14 protein-coding genes and 1 pseudogene are annotated in these 14,443 nt (G+C 72.4%); 6 read left to right on the plus strand and 9 right to left on the minus strand.

Going from position 1 to position 14,443, the window contains the following annotated elements; genetic code table 11:
- Positions 1–8 precede the first annotated feature (8 nt).
- The 4 genes from ACOBQU_RS38485 to ACOBQU_RS38500 form a co-directional block, all read right to left on the minus strand.
- Positions 9–413 (minus strand): SgcJ/EcaC family oxidoreductase, encoded by a 405-nt coding sequence (locus tag ACOBQU_RS38485; protein WP_423634042.1) that lies wholly within the window; start codon positions 411–413, stop codon positions 9–11.
- 165 nt (positions 414–578) lie between these two features.
- Positions 579–1,259, minus strand: a complete 681-nt coding sequence (locus ACOBQU_RS38490) for a dihydrofolate reductase family protein (protein ID WP_423634044.1) — start codon at positions 1,257–1,259, stop codon at positions 579–581.
- The gene (locus ACOBQU_RS38495) at positions 1,259–1,765 is read right to left on the minus strand and encodes an SRPBCC family protein (RefSeq protein WP_423634046.1); all 507 of its coding nucleotides are present in this window, start codon (positions 1,763–1,765) and stop codon (positions 1,259–1,261) included. The genes ACOBQU_RS38490 and ACOBQU_RS38495 overlap by 1 nt, the downstream gene beginning before the upstream one ends.
- Before the next feature lie 3 nt (positions 1,766–1,768).
- Positions 1,769–2,110: an ArsR/SmtB family transcription factor gene (locus ACOBQU_RS38500; RefSeq protein ID WP_423634048.1), complete on the minus strand. Its 342-nt coding sequence runs from the start codon at positions 2,108–2,110 to the stop codon at positions 1,769–1,771.
- Positions 2,111–3,226: 1,116 nt separating this feature from the next.
- Between ACOBQU_RS38500 and ACOBQU_RS38505 the strand changes: the two genes are divergently transcribed.
- From ACOBQU_RS38505 to ACOBQU_RS38520, 4 genes and pseudogenes are all read left to right on the plus strand, one after another.
- Positions 3,227–4,240 carry a hypothetical protein gene (locus ACOBQU_RS38505; RefSeq protein ID WP_423634050.1) on the plus strand — a complete coding sequence of 338 codons (1,014 nt, stop codon included), beginning with the start codon at positions 3,227–3,229 and terminating at the stop codon, positions 4,238–4,240.
- A 102-nt stretch (positions 4,241–4,342) separates the two neighbouring features.
- Positions 4,343–5,833 (plus strand): annotated as a pseudogene (locus tag ACOBQU_RS38510) (amino acid permease); the annotation flags it as partial.
- Positions 5,834–5,867: 34 nt separating this feature from the next.
- On the plus strand, positions 5,868–6,695 hold the full coding sequence (locus ACOBQU_RS38515) for a GNAT family N-acetyltransferase (RefSeq protein WP_423634052.1): 828 nt from the start codon (positions 5,868–5,870) through the stop codon (positions 6,693–6,695).
- Between the two features lie 189 nt (positions 6,696–6,884).
- Positions 6,885–7,193 (plus strand): hypothetical protein, encoded by a 309-nt coding sequence (locus tag ACOBQU_RS38520; RefSeq protein ID WP_423634054.1) that lies wholly within the window; start codon positions 6,885–6,887, stop codon positions 7,191–7,193.
- 62 nt (positions 7,194–7,255) lie between these two features.
- Here the strand turns inward: ACOBQU_RS38520 and ACOBQU_RS38525 are convergent, their stop codons facing one another.
- The 5 genes from ACOBQU_RS38525 to ACOBQU_RS38545 are packed head-to-tail and all read right to left on the minus strand — an operon-like array spanning position 7,256 to position 11,781.
- Positions 7,256–8,287: an amidohydrolase family protein gene (locus ACOBQU_RS38525; RefSeq protein WP_423634056.1), complete on the minus strand. Its 1,032-nt coding sequence runs from the start codon at positions 8,285–8,287 to the stop codon at positions 7,256–7,258.
- The gene (locus ACOBQU_RS38530) at positions 8,284–9,060 is read right to left on the minus strand and encodes an ABC transporter permease (protein ID WP_423634058.1); all 777 of its coding nucleotides are present in this window, start codon (positions 9,058–9,060) and stop codon (positions 8,284–8,286) included. Before ACOBQU_RS38530 ends, ACOBQU_RS38525 begins: the two co-directional genes overlap by 4 nt.
- Positions 9,057–9,860, minus strand: coding sequence for an ABC transporter ATP-binding protein (locus ACOBQU_RS38535; RefSeq protein ID WP_423634060.1), 804 nt, complete (start codon positions 9,858–9,860; stop codon positions 9,057–9,059). The genes ACOBQU_RS38530 and ACOBQU_RS38535 overlap by 4 nt, the downstream gene beginning before the upstream one ends.
- A complete protein-coding gene (locus ACOBQU_RS38540; protein WP_423634062.1) occupies positions 9,857–10,750 on the minus strand; it encodes an ABC transporter permease in 894 nt (297 codons plus the stop codon). The genes ACOBQU_RS38535 and ACOBQU_RS38540 overlap by 4 nt, the downstream gene beginning before the upstream one ends.
- Positions 10,747–11,781, minus strand: a complete 1,035-nt coding sequence (locus ACOBQU_RS38545) for an ABC transporter substrate-binding protein (RefSeq protein WP_423634063.1) — start codon at positions 11,779–11,781, stop codon at positions 10,747–10,749. Before ACOBQU_RS38545 ends, ACOBQU_RS38540 begins: the two co-directional genes overlap by 4 nt.
- 228 nt (positions 11,782–12,009) lie before the next feature.
- On the opposite strand from ACOBQU_RS38545, the gene ACOBQU_RS38550 reads away from it, so the two are divergent.
- Complete coding sequence (locus tag ACOBQU_RS38550; RefSeq protein ID WP_423634065.1) at positions 12,010–13,053, plus strand: LacI family DNA-binding transcriptional regulator; 1,044 nt, start codon at positions 12,010–12,012, stop codon at positions 13,051–13,053.
- A gap of 265 nt (positions 13,054–13,318) precedes the next feature.
- Positions 13,319–14,401 carry a TolB family protein gene (locus ACOBQU_RS38555; protein ID WP_423634067.1) on the plus strand — a complete coding sequence of 361 codons (1,083 nt, stop codon included), beginning with the start codon at positions 13,319–13,321 and terminating at the stop codon, positions 14,399–14,401.
- Positions 14,402–14,443 lie beyond the last annotated feature (42 nt).

Below are 14,443 nucleotides of genomic sequence, written 5' to 3' on the forward strand. Positions count from 1 at the left end.
GAGGGGGCTCAGTCGGCGACGACTCCCGTGTTCTGGCAGGCGGTCAGCAGCCACCGGCCGTCGTCCTGCTTGGCCATCACGTACAGCGGGGCGCCCTCGCTCTCGTCGCCCGGGCTCAGATAGCGCTGCCGGACCTTGACCGCCGCGACATCGGGGCGGATGAAGAGGACGTGGACCATCTCGTAGCTGACCCTGCCGTCCCAGTCGGCCGCGGGGAGCACCTTGCGGGTGAACTCCGCTATCGCGTCGAGGCCGATGAGGACCTTGCCGTGGGCGGTCGTCCAGACCGCTTCGGGGTGGAAGAGGGCGAGGAACGCGTCGGGGTCCTTGTGCTGCTGGGCGTGCTCGACGGTGGCGACGACCTGCTTGATGGCTTCGATGTCGGCGGCGTACGCCGTGGCTTGAGTGCTCATGCGGACGAGGGTGCTACCTCAACCACGGTTGAGATCAAGGGGGTGAGCGGCCGGCGGGGCCGGTCGGTCGCGCGACCTCGGCGGGGAGGGCGCTCGCTGAAGACGTCCATCGGCCTTTTCGTGCCTACGCTCCGGTCGGGCGCCCTTCGATGCCCCAGCCGGTCGCTACCGTGCGTGGACGGCGTAGGTCAGGTGCGTCACCCGGGGCGATGGCTCCGAACGGATCGGCTCCAGCGCGATCCTGGACGCGTCCACGCCGTCGAACAGGCGGGTGCCCGCGCCGAAGAGCACCGGTGCCAGGGCGATCGAGAACTCGTCGACCAGTCCGGCGTTGAGGCACGCGAGGATCGTCGCGCCGCCCCCGGCGATGCGGACGTCGCGGTCTCCGGCGGCGGCGCGGGCCAGGTCGACGGCGTGCTCGATGCCGTCGTCGACGAAGTGGAACGTGGTGCCTCCGGGCCGCTCCCACGGGGCGCGCTCGGTGTGCGTCACGACGAACACCGGGGTGTGGAAGGGCGCCTCCCGCGGCCAGGACCGCTCGCCGAGGTCGAACATGCGCTTGCCCATGACGCTCGCGCCGGTGCGCTCGAAGGTGTCCTTCGCGATGTCGTTGTCGAGGCCTTCCTCGCCGCCCTCGCCCAGCTTCAGGTTCTCCTGGAAGAACCGCAGCGGGAACAGCCACTGCTGCAGTTCCCCCCACTGCGCCAGCCAGCGCCGCACGTCCGGGTCGTCCTGCTTGCCCGGCTCGAAGAAGCTGTCCATGGCCCGGAGGCCGACGGCGTGGGAATCGGGTGCGATGAAGCCGTCCAGCGACATCGACACGCTGAAGAACACCTTCCCGGCCATCAGTCCCGCGCCCCCTCGCGGAGGGTCTCGGTGACGTAGGCGGCCAGGCTGCCCAGGGTCTGCTGGCCGCCCTCGACCGCGTGGTACTTCTCGACCGCCTCGTCCCGCAGCTCTCTGGTGGGGAACACGGTGCGCATCACGATGCGGGTCGCCTCGCCGTCCGGCTCGAAGGTCAGGACCGACTCGAAGGCGTTGGGGTCGTCCCGGGACTCGCCGTGCAGCAGCTCGATCCGCTCCGGCGGGGCGATCCGCCGCCAGCGGATCCACTCGGGGTAGTCCGTCCCGTCCGGGCCGTGCAGGACGAAGTCCCACTCGCCGCCCTCGCGGAACTCGAAGGACCGCGTGGTGGTGGTGAACCCCTCGGGGCCCCACCACTGCGAAAGGTGCCGGACCTCGGTGAACGCCTCGAACACCAGCTCCCTCGGGGCGTCGATGACCCGGTCGATGGCGATCTCCCGGTCGGCCGTCACCGGCTCCGTCCGCTCTTCCTGCCGTGCGCCTGCCATGGGTCACTTCTCCTGTCGTGTCTGCTTGAGGTCCCGCACATAGGCGTCCAGCCGGTCGAAGCTCTCGCTCCAGAACTGCTCGAACCCTCCGACCCATTCGTGGACCGGCCGCAGCCCGCGGGCGTCCAGGCCGTACAGGCGCTGCTTGCCCGCCCCGCGAACCCGTACGAGCCCGACCTCCCGGAGCACCCGCAGGTGCTTGGACGCCTGCGGCTGGCTCATCCCCAGCTCCTGGGCCAGGTCGTTCACCGGCCGCTCACCCGCCCGCAGCAGCGCCAGGATGTCCCGGCGCTGCGGCTCGGCTATCGCGTTGAACGCGTCCGACGTCGTCGCTGCCCGTGCCATGGCAGTCATCGTATGCCCATATAGGCATACGTCAAGCGGTCCGTGCCGACCATGCCTCGGCGGGGCCTCGGCGAGGCGCGGCCGCCTCGTTCCGCCCGCGACACCAGCCGGTCACATTCGGTGACCACCGCACCGAACTAGCCGAATGATCCCGCGTCCCGGCGGCCGTCGCGGGGACGCCCGGGAGTGGCCGGGTGGCACGCTCCTCGTGCCGTCTGCGCGCCGCCAGCGCGTCTCAACTTGCCTATAACGGGACAGTCCTGTTGCGTGATCGCGCCTTCCGGTGCCCGGGCTTCCCGGTGGCGAGGGTGAACCGTCCGGCCCGTCGCCACGGGCTCGCGGCCCGGCGGATGTGCTCGCGGCGGGCGATCACGCGTTCCGCCCCGGGGTCGTACGGCTGGTCCGGACCATGGCCAACGGCCCGTCCGCGGCGGGGACTTGCCGACGCCGCCGTCGGCCCATGAAAGCCGTACCCTGCCCCAAGCGCAGGGGAATGACCAGGTCACTCACGGTGTGCCTGCGTCCGCTCGGGGCGGCGGCCCCTGACCGCGGCGGGCGCGGGACCGCGCACGGACGGAACGCGGTGGCGTGCCGGGGGAGCGCCGCGGCTGAAGCGTCCGGTTACGGATGGCGACACGGGTGTGCCGCGTGGCCGAAACTCGTAGCCGAACGGCTAAACAATCTTGGAATTCTCTGGTCATGGGCCCCTCCAGGCACTTAAGTACCTGTCGGGCCGCGCTCCCAGCCAAGGGCGACAGCCACCGCCCGGGCCATGCGACGGCGGTCATCCCCGCCTTGCCCGTCGGCCCACGCCGCTGTCCCTCGCACCACACCGTGCCACACCGTTCGCATCACCGTTCCGCCTCCGTTCCCACTGCCCGAAGGATCCTCCGCCTATGGCCGCCAACGCACACCCTGCGGTGTCGTGTTCACACCATCTGGCGAGTGGGAGGGCCGACGGCAGAGGCAGGGGCTCCCGGCAGGGCCGTCCGAACCGGCCGGTCGCCGCGTGAACGCGGCGGGACCGCCAGCACGCCGCGCACGGACCCCAGCACCCCCGGCCATCAGCGGCCGCACCGCGCCCGGCCCGCGCCCGGCCCGCCGAGGAGAGCGCTGATGGCCAGTGCGAACCCGGCTGGCCGCGACGCGGACCTCTACCCGGCGGTGCAGGACATCCAGGCGGGCTACTGGATGCAGATGCGGCAGGTGCTGGCCCGCACGGGCAGCTGGCCGCAGTGGACGTCCCGTACGCAGGTGCTGGGCGTCGTCGCCGCCCAGACCAACGTCGTGGAGCTGTGGCTGAAGGAGGAACCGGCGAGCCTCGCCGCCCGGGTGATGTTCGCCAGGGTCGCCACCGAACGCGTGCTGCAGGCCCACCGCGAGCACCGTGCCCACGACTCCCAGCAGGCGCGGGACCTGGAGAAGCTGGCGGACCGGGCCCGGCAGGCGTGCCACAAGGCGAGCGAGGGCAACCCCCACGACCCGGTGCCGGGGATCTGCCGCCTGGCCCTCGCCGAGACGGACGCGCGGGAGCGCTACCCGGAGCACCACACGGCTCCGCCCCCGCACGAGTACCTGCTGCCCGCCGGGCCGTGGGGACTGCTGGCGGACGTGCACCGGCGGGATCCGTTCAACCGGGAGGCGTGGCACCGCATGTCCCAGGCGCTCCAGGCCCGCCCGGGCCCGGCGGGCCGCCAGGCGGTCGCGACGGACTTCGCCCGCTGGACGGTCTCCTTCGCGCCGCCCGACTCGCCGCTGCTCCTGCTGCCCCTGTACGCCCGCGTGCAGGAGCACCGCGAACGGCGGAACCAGGGCACCGAGGTCACGCTGAACCTGCTGTGGACCAGGGAGGACACCACCCGGGCCGTCACGCAGGCGTACGAGGGCTGGTTCCAGAAGTGCGATCCGGCGACCAGCTCCCAGCTGGACCTCAACTACCTCGCCTACGCCCTGACGAGAGGAGGGTTCCCCCAGTGGGCCACCGAAGTGTTCGACGCCATCGGCGACTTCGCCACGCCCGCCCCGTGGCTGTACGACGCCCGGTACCCCAACAGCCAGTGGCGGAAGGCGTTCGAGGAGGACCGCCACGCCTGCCGGAGGTCCCGCCCGCGACGGGGGAACCGCCCATGACCGCCGCCCGTGCCCCGCGGGCGGGCCCCGCCGCGTCCCCGTAGCGGCCCGGCCGCCGCCCCGCCCGCATCCCCCTCTTCCAGCCCTCCGTGCGGAGAACCCATGACTTCGGTAAGAGCACCGCGCCAGCAGCAGCACCCGGTCGACGACGACGGTGAGGACGCGCGCATCCTCCAGTCGCTGGGCTACACCCAGCAACTGCACCGCCGGATGGGGGCGTTCGGCAACTTCTCCGCCTCCCTGTCGGTCATCTCCATCATGTCGGGAACCCTGCTGCTGTTCGGCTACGGCCTGAACACGGGAGGCCCCGCGGTGATCATGTGGGGGTGGCTCGCCGTCGGCCCCCTGGTGCTGTGCCTGGCCGCGGCCCTCGCGGAGATCACCTCCCGCTACCCCACCAGCGGCGGCCTGTACTACATGGCCCGCCAGCTCGGCGGCGAGCGGTGGAGCTGGTACACCGGCTGGCTCAACCTGCTCGGCCTGCTCGGCGGCATCGCCGCCCAGGACTACGGCATCGCGACGTTCACCGCCGCCTGGATGAACCTGCAGTTCGACTACACGCCGACGCCGGGCTCCCTCCTGGTCCTGTACGCGGTCATCCTCGCGCTGCACGCGGTCCTGAACCTCTTCGGCACCCGGCTGATGAACATCCTGACGTCCGTGAGCGCCTGGTGGCACCTGGCGGGGGCCGTCGTCATCATCGGCGCCCTCGCCTTCGCGCCCTCGCGGCACCAGTCCGCCGACTTCGTCTTCACCGAGTTCACCAACAACACCGGCTGGGGCGTCCCGGTCTACGTGATCCTGCTGGGCATGCTGCTGCCGGTCTTCGCCCTCGCGGGATACGACACCTCGGCCCACCTGAGCGAGGAGACCAACCACGCCTCCGTCGCCGCCGCCCGCGGCATCTTCCGCTCGGTGACGGTGTCCTGGATCGCTGGCGGCATCCTGCTGACCACGCTGCTGTTCGCCATCCAGGACTACGCCGCGACCCTGGACAGCCCCTCCGGCGTGCCGGTGGCGCAGATCCTCCTGGACGCGCTGGGCATGGCGGCGGCCAAGGCCCTGCTCCTGGTGATCATCGTGGCCCAGTTCCTGTGCGGCTACACGGTGACCGCCAGCGCCAGCCGCATGATCTACGCCTTCGCCCGGGACGGCGCCCTGCCCGGTTCTGCACACTGGAAGAAGGTCAGCCGCCGCACCGCCATCCCCGCCAACGCGGTCTGGCTCGCCGTCGCCGTGGCCTTCGTGCTCGCGCTGCCGTCGCTGTACTCCTCGACGGCGTTCGCGGCGGTGACCGCCATCTCCGTCGTGGGATTCACCTCGGCCTACGCCATCCCGGTGCTGCTGCGGCTCCTGCACGGCGACCGCTTCAGCCCCGGGCCCTGGAACCTGGGCCGCTGGAGCCGCCCCATCGGCTGGGTGGCCGTGCTGTGGGCGGCCGGGGTCACGGTGCTGTTCCTGCTGCCGCAGACCCGGCCGATCACCGCCAGCACCTTCAACTACACGCCCGTCGCGGTAGTGGTGGCCTTCCTCATCGCGGCCGTCTGGCGGCGCTTCGGACGCGACTCCTACCACGTGCCCCAGTCCAGTTCCCCACCGAGGACAAGCAGTTCGAAGGCATCATCTGATGACAGCGACACCACGAGACCACCGCGTCGCGGGCCCCGAGGCCATGGAGTCCGCCGAGCAACTCGCCGTGGCCTGGCGCGCCATGGTGCTCGACCGCGACGCGGACGCCGATGTGCGCGACCTTCCCGGCATCGCCGTCCGCTGGGCCGACTGCCGCTTCGCGTTCTGGAACTGCGTCACCCTGACCGACGCGGGAGCGGGAGCCGACCTCCTCGCCAAGCGCCTGCGCCAGGCGGCGGACCTCATGCGCCAGAAGAAGCACCCTGGCTTCCTGTGGCTCTTCGAGGACCTCCTCGACGACGACGCGCGCACCGCGCGGGCCACGCTGGCCGAACAGGCCGGTCTGCGGTACGCCTTCCCCGGCAGGGGCATGGCCGCGGACCTGCCGCCCGTCCCCGACCCGGTCCACCCCGACCTCACGTTCGCGCGGGTGCGCACCGACGAGCAGCTGCTGGCCTACGCGGACCTCCAGTCGCGGGCGTACGGGCTCGACGTGGCGGAGGGCCGCGACGGCCTGGCCGGATCCGCACGCTGGAAGAGCGACGACATGTACGCCTACCTGGGCATGCGGGGCGACGTCCCGGTGGCGTGCGCCGCCACCGTCGAAGCGCGGGGTCGCCTCTTCGTGACCTTCGTCGCCACCGACCCGCGGTGGCAGCGCAGGGGCTACGGCGAGGCGGTCACCCGCAAGGCACTCCACGAGGGCGCCCGCGCCACCGGCCTCACCCGCGCCACCCTCCACGCGACCGTCGCCGGGGCCCCCGTCTACCCGCGCATCGGCTTCACACCGAACACCCCCATCCACTTCTACACGCTGGGGGACTGACCCGAAGAACCACCGAGCCGCGGAGGCGACACCACGCCTCCGCGGCGCGCCGTCCGCTTCCGGGCGGCGACCCCCGAGCCCATAGGACCCCCGGCCTTCCGTCACGCATGTCACGACGGCGTCAGGCTTCCGTGACAGACCTCATCCACGGGCAACCTGGGGCCCGGCCGGACGCGTGGGAGGTCTCACATGGACGTTGGACCTCGGGGGTGGCCGACGATGTTTCCCGACCCTGCTCAGCAGGCAAGCCAGCAGGCCTTCAACGACGCCGTCAGGCGGCAGGCGAACGACCGCCACATGGACGCGATGCGCCGCAGGAGCAGCCGCAACGGGGGCCGCTCCGGCTCCGGGCTCGGTGGCCTGCTTCAGTTCCTGGTCCTCGTGGTGGGCGCCGTCGTGCTCGTGCGGAACCCTGAACTGCGCGCTGACCTCTGGACCTTCGCTCAGAACGTGTGGGCGGACGTCCAGCGGCTCTGGGCGGACGCCCAGAGCCGCTAGCGCATGGGAACGGGTGGGGCCTGAAGAGGGAGGGCCCCGGGCCAACGCCGCGCCCGGAGGGGCTACGCGCCCCGCACCGGGACCGGCAGCCGCATCAGGCGCAGCACATTGCCGTGGTAGATCCGCGCGCGAGCGGCGTCCGTGAGGTCGAGCGCGTCCAGGACGCGGATCGTCTCGCGGATGAAACCGGGGCCGCCCTCCGGGTCGAAGGGGCAGTCCGTGCCGAACAGGACGTGATCGGTGCCGAAGAAGTCCAGGCCGCACCGGATGCCGCTGGCGGAACCGGAGAGCGCCGTGTCGGCGTAGAAGCGGCGGAAGTACTCCAGCGGGCCGTGCGGCAGCGCCGCGTCGCGCAGGCGCGCGAGGTCCGCGCCCGCGGTGCGGCTGCCCAGCTGGTCGCCCCAGCCGAGCCCGATCCGCCCTTCGAGGGAGGGGATCATGGCGCCCAGATGATGGGTGATGATCTTGATGGACGGGTGCTGTTCGAGCAGGCCGGAGAAGACCAGCCGGGCCATGGCGGCACTCGTCTCGTACGGCCAGCCGAGCGCCCACCAGATCTCGTACCGGGAGGTGTCCTCGGTGGCGTAGTCGGCGAAGGCGGCGCCGCGGGCGGGGTGCAGCCAGATGGGCAGGTCCCGCCGGGCCATCTCGGCGAAGACGTCCCGGAACTCCGGAGCGTCCAGGGGCTTGCCGTTGACGTTGGTGAAGAGCTGGACGCCTCGGGCGCCCAGGTCGTCGAGGGCGAAGGCGAGTTCGGCGAGCGCCGCGTCCGGGTTGTTGAGCGGCAGGGACGCCACGAACGCCGGGAACCGGTCGGGGTGCCGCTCGCACAGCTCGTACAGGCACTCGTTGGCGAGCCGGGCGAGCGCGGGGGACTCGTGCGGCGCGGCGAGCCGTTCGATCGGCGGTGAGGACAGCGTGAGGACCTGCTGGTAGCCGTCGCCGAACTCGTCCATCATCCGCAGGCGCGCGTCCAGGTCGTGCAGCGCGTCCAGCTCCAGCCACCGCTTGAGGGCGGCGGTGTCGACGGCAAGCTCGCGCATGCGCGCGAAGTAGCGCTCGGGCAGGATGTGGCTGTAGGCGTCGAGTTTCATCGCGCGCTCCTCGCGGTCGGGGGAATCCATCGGGTGATGCGGCGGTCGACGGCCTCCACCAGCGCCAGGGCTCCCAGCGCGACGGCGACGACGACAAGCAGCACGGCGAGCACGCTGGCGCTGTCGAAGCGCCCGCCCGCCTCGGTGACGAGGTGGCCGAGCCCGACGACGGCGATGAACATCTCGCCGTTGATCATTCCGGTGACGGCCCGCCCGACGCCGAGCCGCACCCCGGCCATGATCATGGGTGCGGCGGCGGGCAGCGCCACACGCAGCAGCACCTGGCGTTCGCTCGCGCCGTACGAGCGGGCCATCTCCACCAGGTGCGGGGGCACCGACCGCACGGCCGCCGCCGTGTTGACGATGACGACGAACACCGCGTACATCACCACCACCGCCACGATCGAGCCGCGCCCCGCCCCGAGCAGCGAGAAGAACACCGGCGCGAAGACCAGGGACGGAGCGGTGAGGAGCGCGTGGACGTAGGCGCCGAGCGCCGCCTCGACCCGGCGCGAGCGGCCCATGGCGGTGCCGACGGCGAGCCCCGCGGCGAGGGACACGGCCAGGCCCAGGGCCAGATTGAGGAGGCTGTCGCCGAGGCTGCTGAAGATCAGGCCCTCTCGGGTCAGCTCCACGAGCCGGTCGAGCACCCGGCTCAGCGGCGGCAGCGACGACGCGTCCGCCGTGCGCCCGACCGCCTCCCAGACGGCGGCACCGAAGGCGAGGCTGACCGGCGCGGCGGGAATCCGCCGCAACGAGATCCGGGGGTTCACGAGGCCCCCCTCGCCGCCCGCTGCGGCTGGTGCTCGGCGTGCATCGCGCGCAGCCGCTCCCACAGGTACGCCGTCAGCTCGGCGTACTCGCCGGACCGCGCCAGACCCCCGACGTCCTGCGCGCGCGGCCGGGGCAGCCGCACCGGCACGATCTCGGCGATCCGCCCCGGGCGCGCGCACATCAGGGCCACGCGGTCACCGAGCAGAACGGCCTCCTCCATGCTGTGCGTGATGAACACGACGGTCAGCCGCTGCTCCTCCCACAGGGACAGCAACTCCTCCTGCAGCAGCCGCCGCGTCTGCTCGTCCACCGCCCCGAAGGGCTCGTCCATGAGCAGCACGCGGGGGCGCACGGCGAGGGCGCGGGCGATGCCCACGCGCTGCTGCATGCCGCCGGACAGCTCGCCGGGCAGCTTCGCCTCGCAGCCCGCGAGGCCCACCAGGGCGAGCAGCGCGCGGGCGCGCTCGGTGCGCTCGGCCCGGCCGACGCCGCGCAGGCGCAGGCCGAAGGCGACGTTGTCCAGGACGGTCGCCCACGGCAGCAGCGCGAAGTTCTGGAACACCATGCTCCGGTCGGGGCCGGGCCCGCGCACCGGCACCCCGTCGACGAGGATGTCGCCCTCGTCCCAGGGCACGAGCCCGGCGATGGCCCGCAGCAGGGTGGTCTTGCCGCAGCCGCTGGGGCCGAGGACGGTCAGGAACTCGTTCTCGGCCACGTCGAGGGCGACGTCGCTCAGCGCGCGCACGGACGTCCCGTCCCGCGCCGTGAAGTCCTTGCTCAGTCCGTGAATCGTGATCATGGGGTGCTCCTTGCCGGGTGCGTACGGTTCTCGGGAGGGGAGGCCCAGCGGGTCAGCGCGCGCTCGGCCCAGTGGGCGGCGGAGACCAGGAGCAGCGCCTCGGCGAGGATGATCGCGATGGTGCCGTAGAGCGGCGGCGCCTTGAGCAGGCCGCGATAGGTGAGGATCAGCCCGCCAAGGCCGTCGGAGACCATGAGGAGTTCGACGAGCACCATGCCGGTGACCGCGCGGCCGAGGCCGAGGCGCACACCCGTCATGATCGCGGGCAGGGCGCCGGGCAGCAGGACCCACCGCCAGATCCAGCGCTCGCCCGCCCCGAACGAGCGGGCCATCTCGATCAGCGCCGGGTCCACCTGCCGTACCCCCGCGCGGCTGTTCACGACCACCATGACCACCGAGAAGGCCGCGACGAGCGCCACCCGCGAGGTCAGGCCGACGCCCGCCGACATCACCAGGAGCGGAATGACCGCGGCGACCGGCGTCACGAGCAGGATGTTCAGGTAGACGTCCGCGTACCGCTCCAGGAGCCGGAAGCGGCCGAGCGCGACGCCGACCGGGACGCCGACGACGACGGCGAGGGCGAAGCCGAGCACCAGCGCCTGGTTGCTGACGTACAGGGCGCGCCACAGCTCGGCGTCGCCGAGCAGGTCGACGGTGGCCCGGAGCGTCTCGGCGAAGCCGGGCAGCAGGAGGCCGCCCCGTGCGCGGGCGTACAGCTCCCAGGCCGTGGCGAACAGCGCGAACGTCAGGAGCTGGTAGGGCAGTTTCCGGTCGAGGAACCGCCGCAGCGGTCCGGGGCGCCGCGCGGGGCGGGGGCCCGCCTGGTGGGCGGCGACACGCCCGCGCGTTCTGCGGTGCGCCGCCTTCAGGGGCGTCGTCGTGGCGGTCATGACGCGGCCCTGAGGAAGCTGAGGTCGGCGGCGTCCCGCACGGACACACCGCGTCCGATGACCCCGGCGCGGGCGAAGAAGTCGATGGTGCCCTGCACGTTCCGCGGGGTGAGGGCCGCCGCGTCGAAGAGCCGCGCCGAGCGGTACCGCTCGGCGATCCGGGCCACGTCGGCGCCGTCCTGCTCCGGCAGGTAGTGACGCACCAGACGCGCGAGGTACCCGGGCCGGTCGTTGATCCGGGCGTGCTCACGCACCAGGGCCGTGACGAACGCCTGCGCCACCGGCCGGTGTTCGGCGAGGAAGCCCGCGTTGGCGTAGACGGTCTGCGGGTGCAGGTCGGGGAGGGTGCGGGCGAAGTCGGCCAGCTCGGTGAGGCCGGTGGCGCCCGGCTCCGCGGACGACTCCAGGGCGACGGCGTCGGAGACCTCCAGCGGTGTCGCGTCGATCTCCCCGGAGGCGAGGGCCTGCGCGCGGACGTCCGAGCCGCCCAGCGTCAGATAGCGCGGGCGCTTGTTCGCGCCGCAGTGCGTACGCACCCAGTCCTTGGCCATGGCCGTCGCGACCGCGCCCGCGCTGAACGTCCCGAACGGGCGGCCGTCGAGGTCGTCGCAGGAGGTGACGCCGGGCCTGCCGTAGAGCGCCCACTGGTTGCCGACGACATCGGCGATGATCTTGATGGGGGCGTCCTGCTCGATGGCGCTCAGGGCCGGTCCCGTCGCCTCCGCCGAGATCGCGTAGTCGCCCAGAGCGAGGCCCTCGATGGCCAGTTCGGGAGCGGCGAGCTCCATGACGTTCACGTCGTGTCCCTGGCGCCGGACCGCGTCCACGGCCGCCAGGACCGGCACGGTCGTGATGTCCGGCTCGACGACCGCCACGGTGAACGACAGCGTCCCGTCCGCGCGGGTCTCGGTGCCCGTGCCGCCGCCGCAGGCGGTCGCCAGCGTGGCCGTGGCGCATAACAGGGCGGTGGCGGTGAAGCGCTTCGTACGCGTCCACGCGGTCCAGGCCGCGGCCCGGGTCCGGATGGGCATGGGCATCCCCTTCGTTCGGCCTCGGTTCCCCGAGGTCATCGGTTAGGCAAACGTATGCCTTGCCGAGGATGCTAGGCGTCCGCGACACCGCGCCGTCAAGCGCCAACAGGTAAGAAAACGCCAGGAGTTGAGTACGCGAATTGCCAAGGGGTCCTGCCCTGTGCCATGTTGTGGCCAGTGGAGGCAAGCGTTTCCCGGAAGCCTCCGGACCCGCGTGGACGGTGGTGTGTGAGTTCCCTGGTGGAAGTCGCCCGCGAGGCGGGCGTGGCCGTGTCCACGGCGTCGCGCGTGCTCAGCGGGTCCGACCATCCCATCTCGGCCAAGACCCGGGCCAAGGTCCTGGAGGCCGCCGAGCGTCTGGAGTACTCGCCCAGCGCGCTCGCCCGCGCCATGGTCTCGCCGCACAGCCGCCTCGTGGGCGTCCTGGTGAGCGACATCGACAACCCGTACTTCTCCGTCATCGCCCGCGGCGTGGACGACGTGGCGACCCGCGCCGGGTACGTGACCATGCTGTCCAACGTCGACCGGCGCACCGCCACGGAGATCAGCCGCCTCCAGGCCATGCGGGACTACCGCGCCGCGGGCGTCGTCTTCGCCGGTAGCGGCCACGAGGACGACCCGCAGACGCCGAACCTGCTCAAGGCCGTGCGCCGCGCCCAGGAGCAGGGCGTCCAGACGGTGTCCCTGGCCGAGCGCGACCTGGGCTGCCCGTCCGTCGTCGTCGACAACCGTGCCGTGGCCCACGACATCACCGACCACCTCGTCTCCCTGGGGCACCGGCGCATCGCGTTCATCGAGGGCCCGCCCGGCATGACGGTCAGCAAGCACCGCCGCGAGGGCTTCCTGACGTGCATGGCCACCGCGGGCCTCAGCGAGGGCGCGCACTGCGTTCCCGGCGGCTTCCACCACGAGGCCGGGCACGCCGCCACGCTGCGGCTCATCGCCCGCCGCCCGCTCCCCGACGCCATCCTCGCGGCCAACGACGAGGTCGCCGTGGGTGCCCTGAGCGCCCTGCGGCGGGCGGGCATCGACGTGCCGGGCGAGATCTCCGTCGCGGGCATGGACGACCTGCGGATCGCGGAGTTCGTCGGCCTGACCACGGTGAGCCTGCCGCTGTACGAGATGGGCTCCCTGGCCGCCCGCCACATCATCGACACCGCCGCCGCCCGCGCGGGAGCGTCCCGCACCGCGGACCCGGGCGGCGCGGCGACGACCGTGCTCAGCCACCGCGTCGTCGCGCGGGACACCACCGCCCGACGGACCTACGCCTGACCCGAGCCGCGCGCCATCGTTCCGGCTGCCGGAACGGACGGGCGCTCCACTGACCCGGAGGTGAGGGCGAGTTCGGGCCAACGGCAGGCGTACGAGGCGGAGTTGCGGCGAGGGGCGCGGCGACCGGGGGCGGCATCAGGGGAAGTGACGGGATGTCGTGCATGCGGCGCGTGACGCATTGACTCCTCAACGCCATGACGGTTGCATATTCGACGACCCTCCAGTGGAGATCTGGGGGACAGTCTGTGTCTTTTCTGGGGGGAACATGAGCAGAAGGACGAACCGGAGCACCACCAGACGCGTGCGGGCCGCCCTGAGCACGGCGGTCGTGGTCTGCGCGGTCACGGCGGCGGCGCCCACCGCCATCGCCGCCCCGCCGGGGCCGTCGGTCGCGGTGGGCGGGCTCAGCGTCGGCGTCGAGCGGGTGAGCGTCGCGACCGACGACGGCTACGGCGCCCCCTCGATCACCCCCGACGGCCGCAGCGTCGTCTTCAAGTCGCTGAAGAACGGCCCGTCGGCGGACGGCAACGAGGTGTACGTCCACGACCGGCGGGCGGGACAGACCAGGACGGAGCCCATCGCCGAGGGCTGGGTCCCCGCGATCAGCGGCGACGGCAAGCAGGTCGCCGCCAACGCCCCGGCGAAGGGGATGAGCGCCGAGCGGATCCAGCAGCACTCCGTGGACCTCGGCCTGCTTCCCGTCGTCTGCGGCCGCTGCAACCAGCCCTCACTGAACGCGGACGGCCGCTACCTCGCCTTCGGCGTCCTGGACTACGTGTCCCGCAACCGGCGCGTCGTGATCGCCGACCGCAACGGCGGGAGCCAGACCATCGCCTCCCTCGGCACTGGCGCCCCGGCCCGGCCCTCCATCAGCGGCGACGGCCGCTACGTCGCCTACCAGGACCTCGCGCCGCAGAAACAGGGCGTCTACCTGTGGGACCGCACCACCGGCACCAGCTCTGGCCCGCTCCAGGGCCCGTCCAAGTACGCCACGCTCGTCCAGCTCAGCGACAGTGGCGACAAGGTCGTCTACCTCTCGGACAACGACACCTACGTCCACGACGTCAGCACGGGCAACGCCCAACGGGTGCCGGACGTGCGGGGCCTCGCCATCGACCCCACCGGCCGCTACCTGCTGTACGCCCCGAGGGACACGAGCGGCCCGTCGCTCGTCCTGCGCGACCTCCAGACGGGCGCCGACGAGACCGTCTCCGACCAGCCCGCCACGGCCGAGGTCGACTCGGTCAGCGCCGGCGGGCGCGACGTGGTCTTCCAGTCCGAGGCCGACGGCATCGTCCCCGGTGACACCAACGGCAAGCCCGACGTTTTCGTCCGCCGCTTCTTCTGAGCTTCTTCTGAACGGCCCGGCGGCTCTTCCGACCGCTCCGGC

The sequence above is a fragment of the Streptomyces sp. G45 genome (assembly GCF_049542095.1).
Classification (GTDB): Bacteria; Actinomycetota; Actinomycetes; order Streptomycetales; family Streptomycetaceae; genus Streptomyces.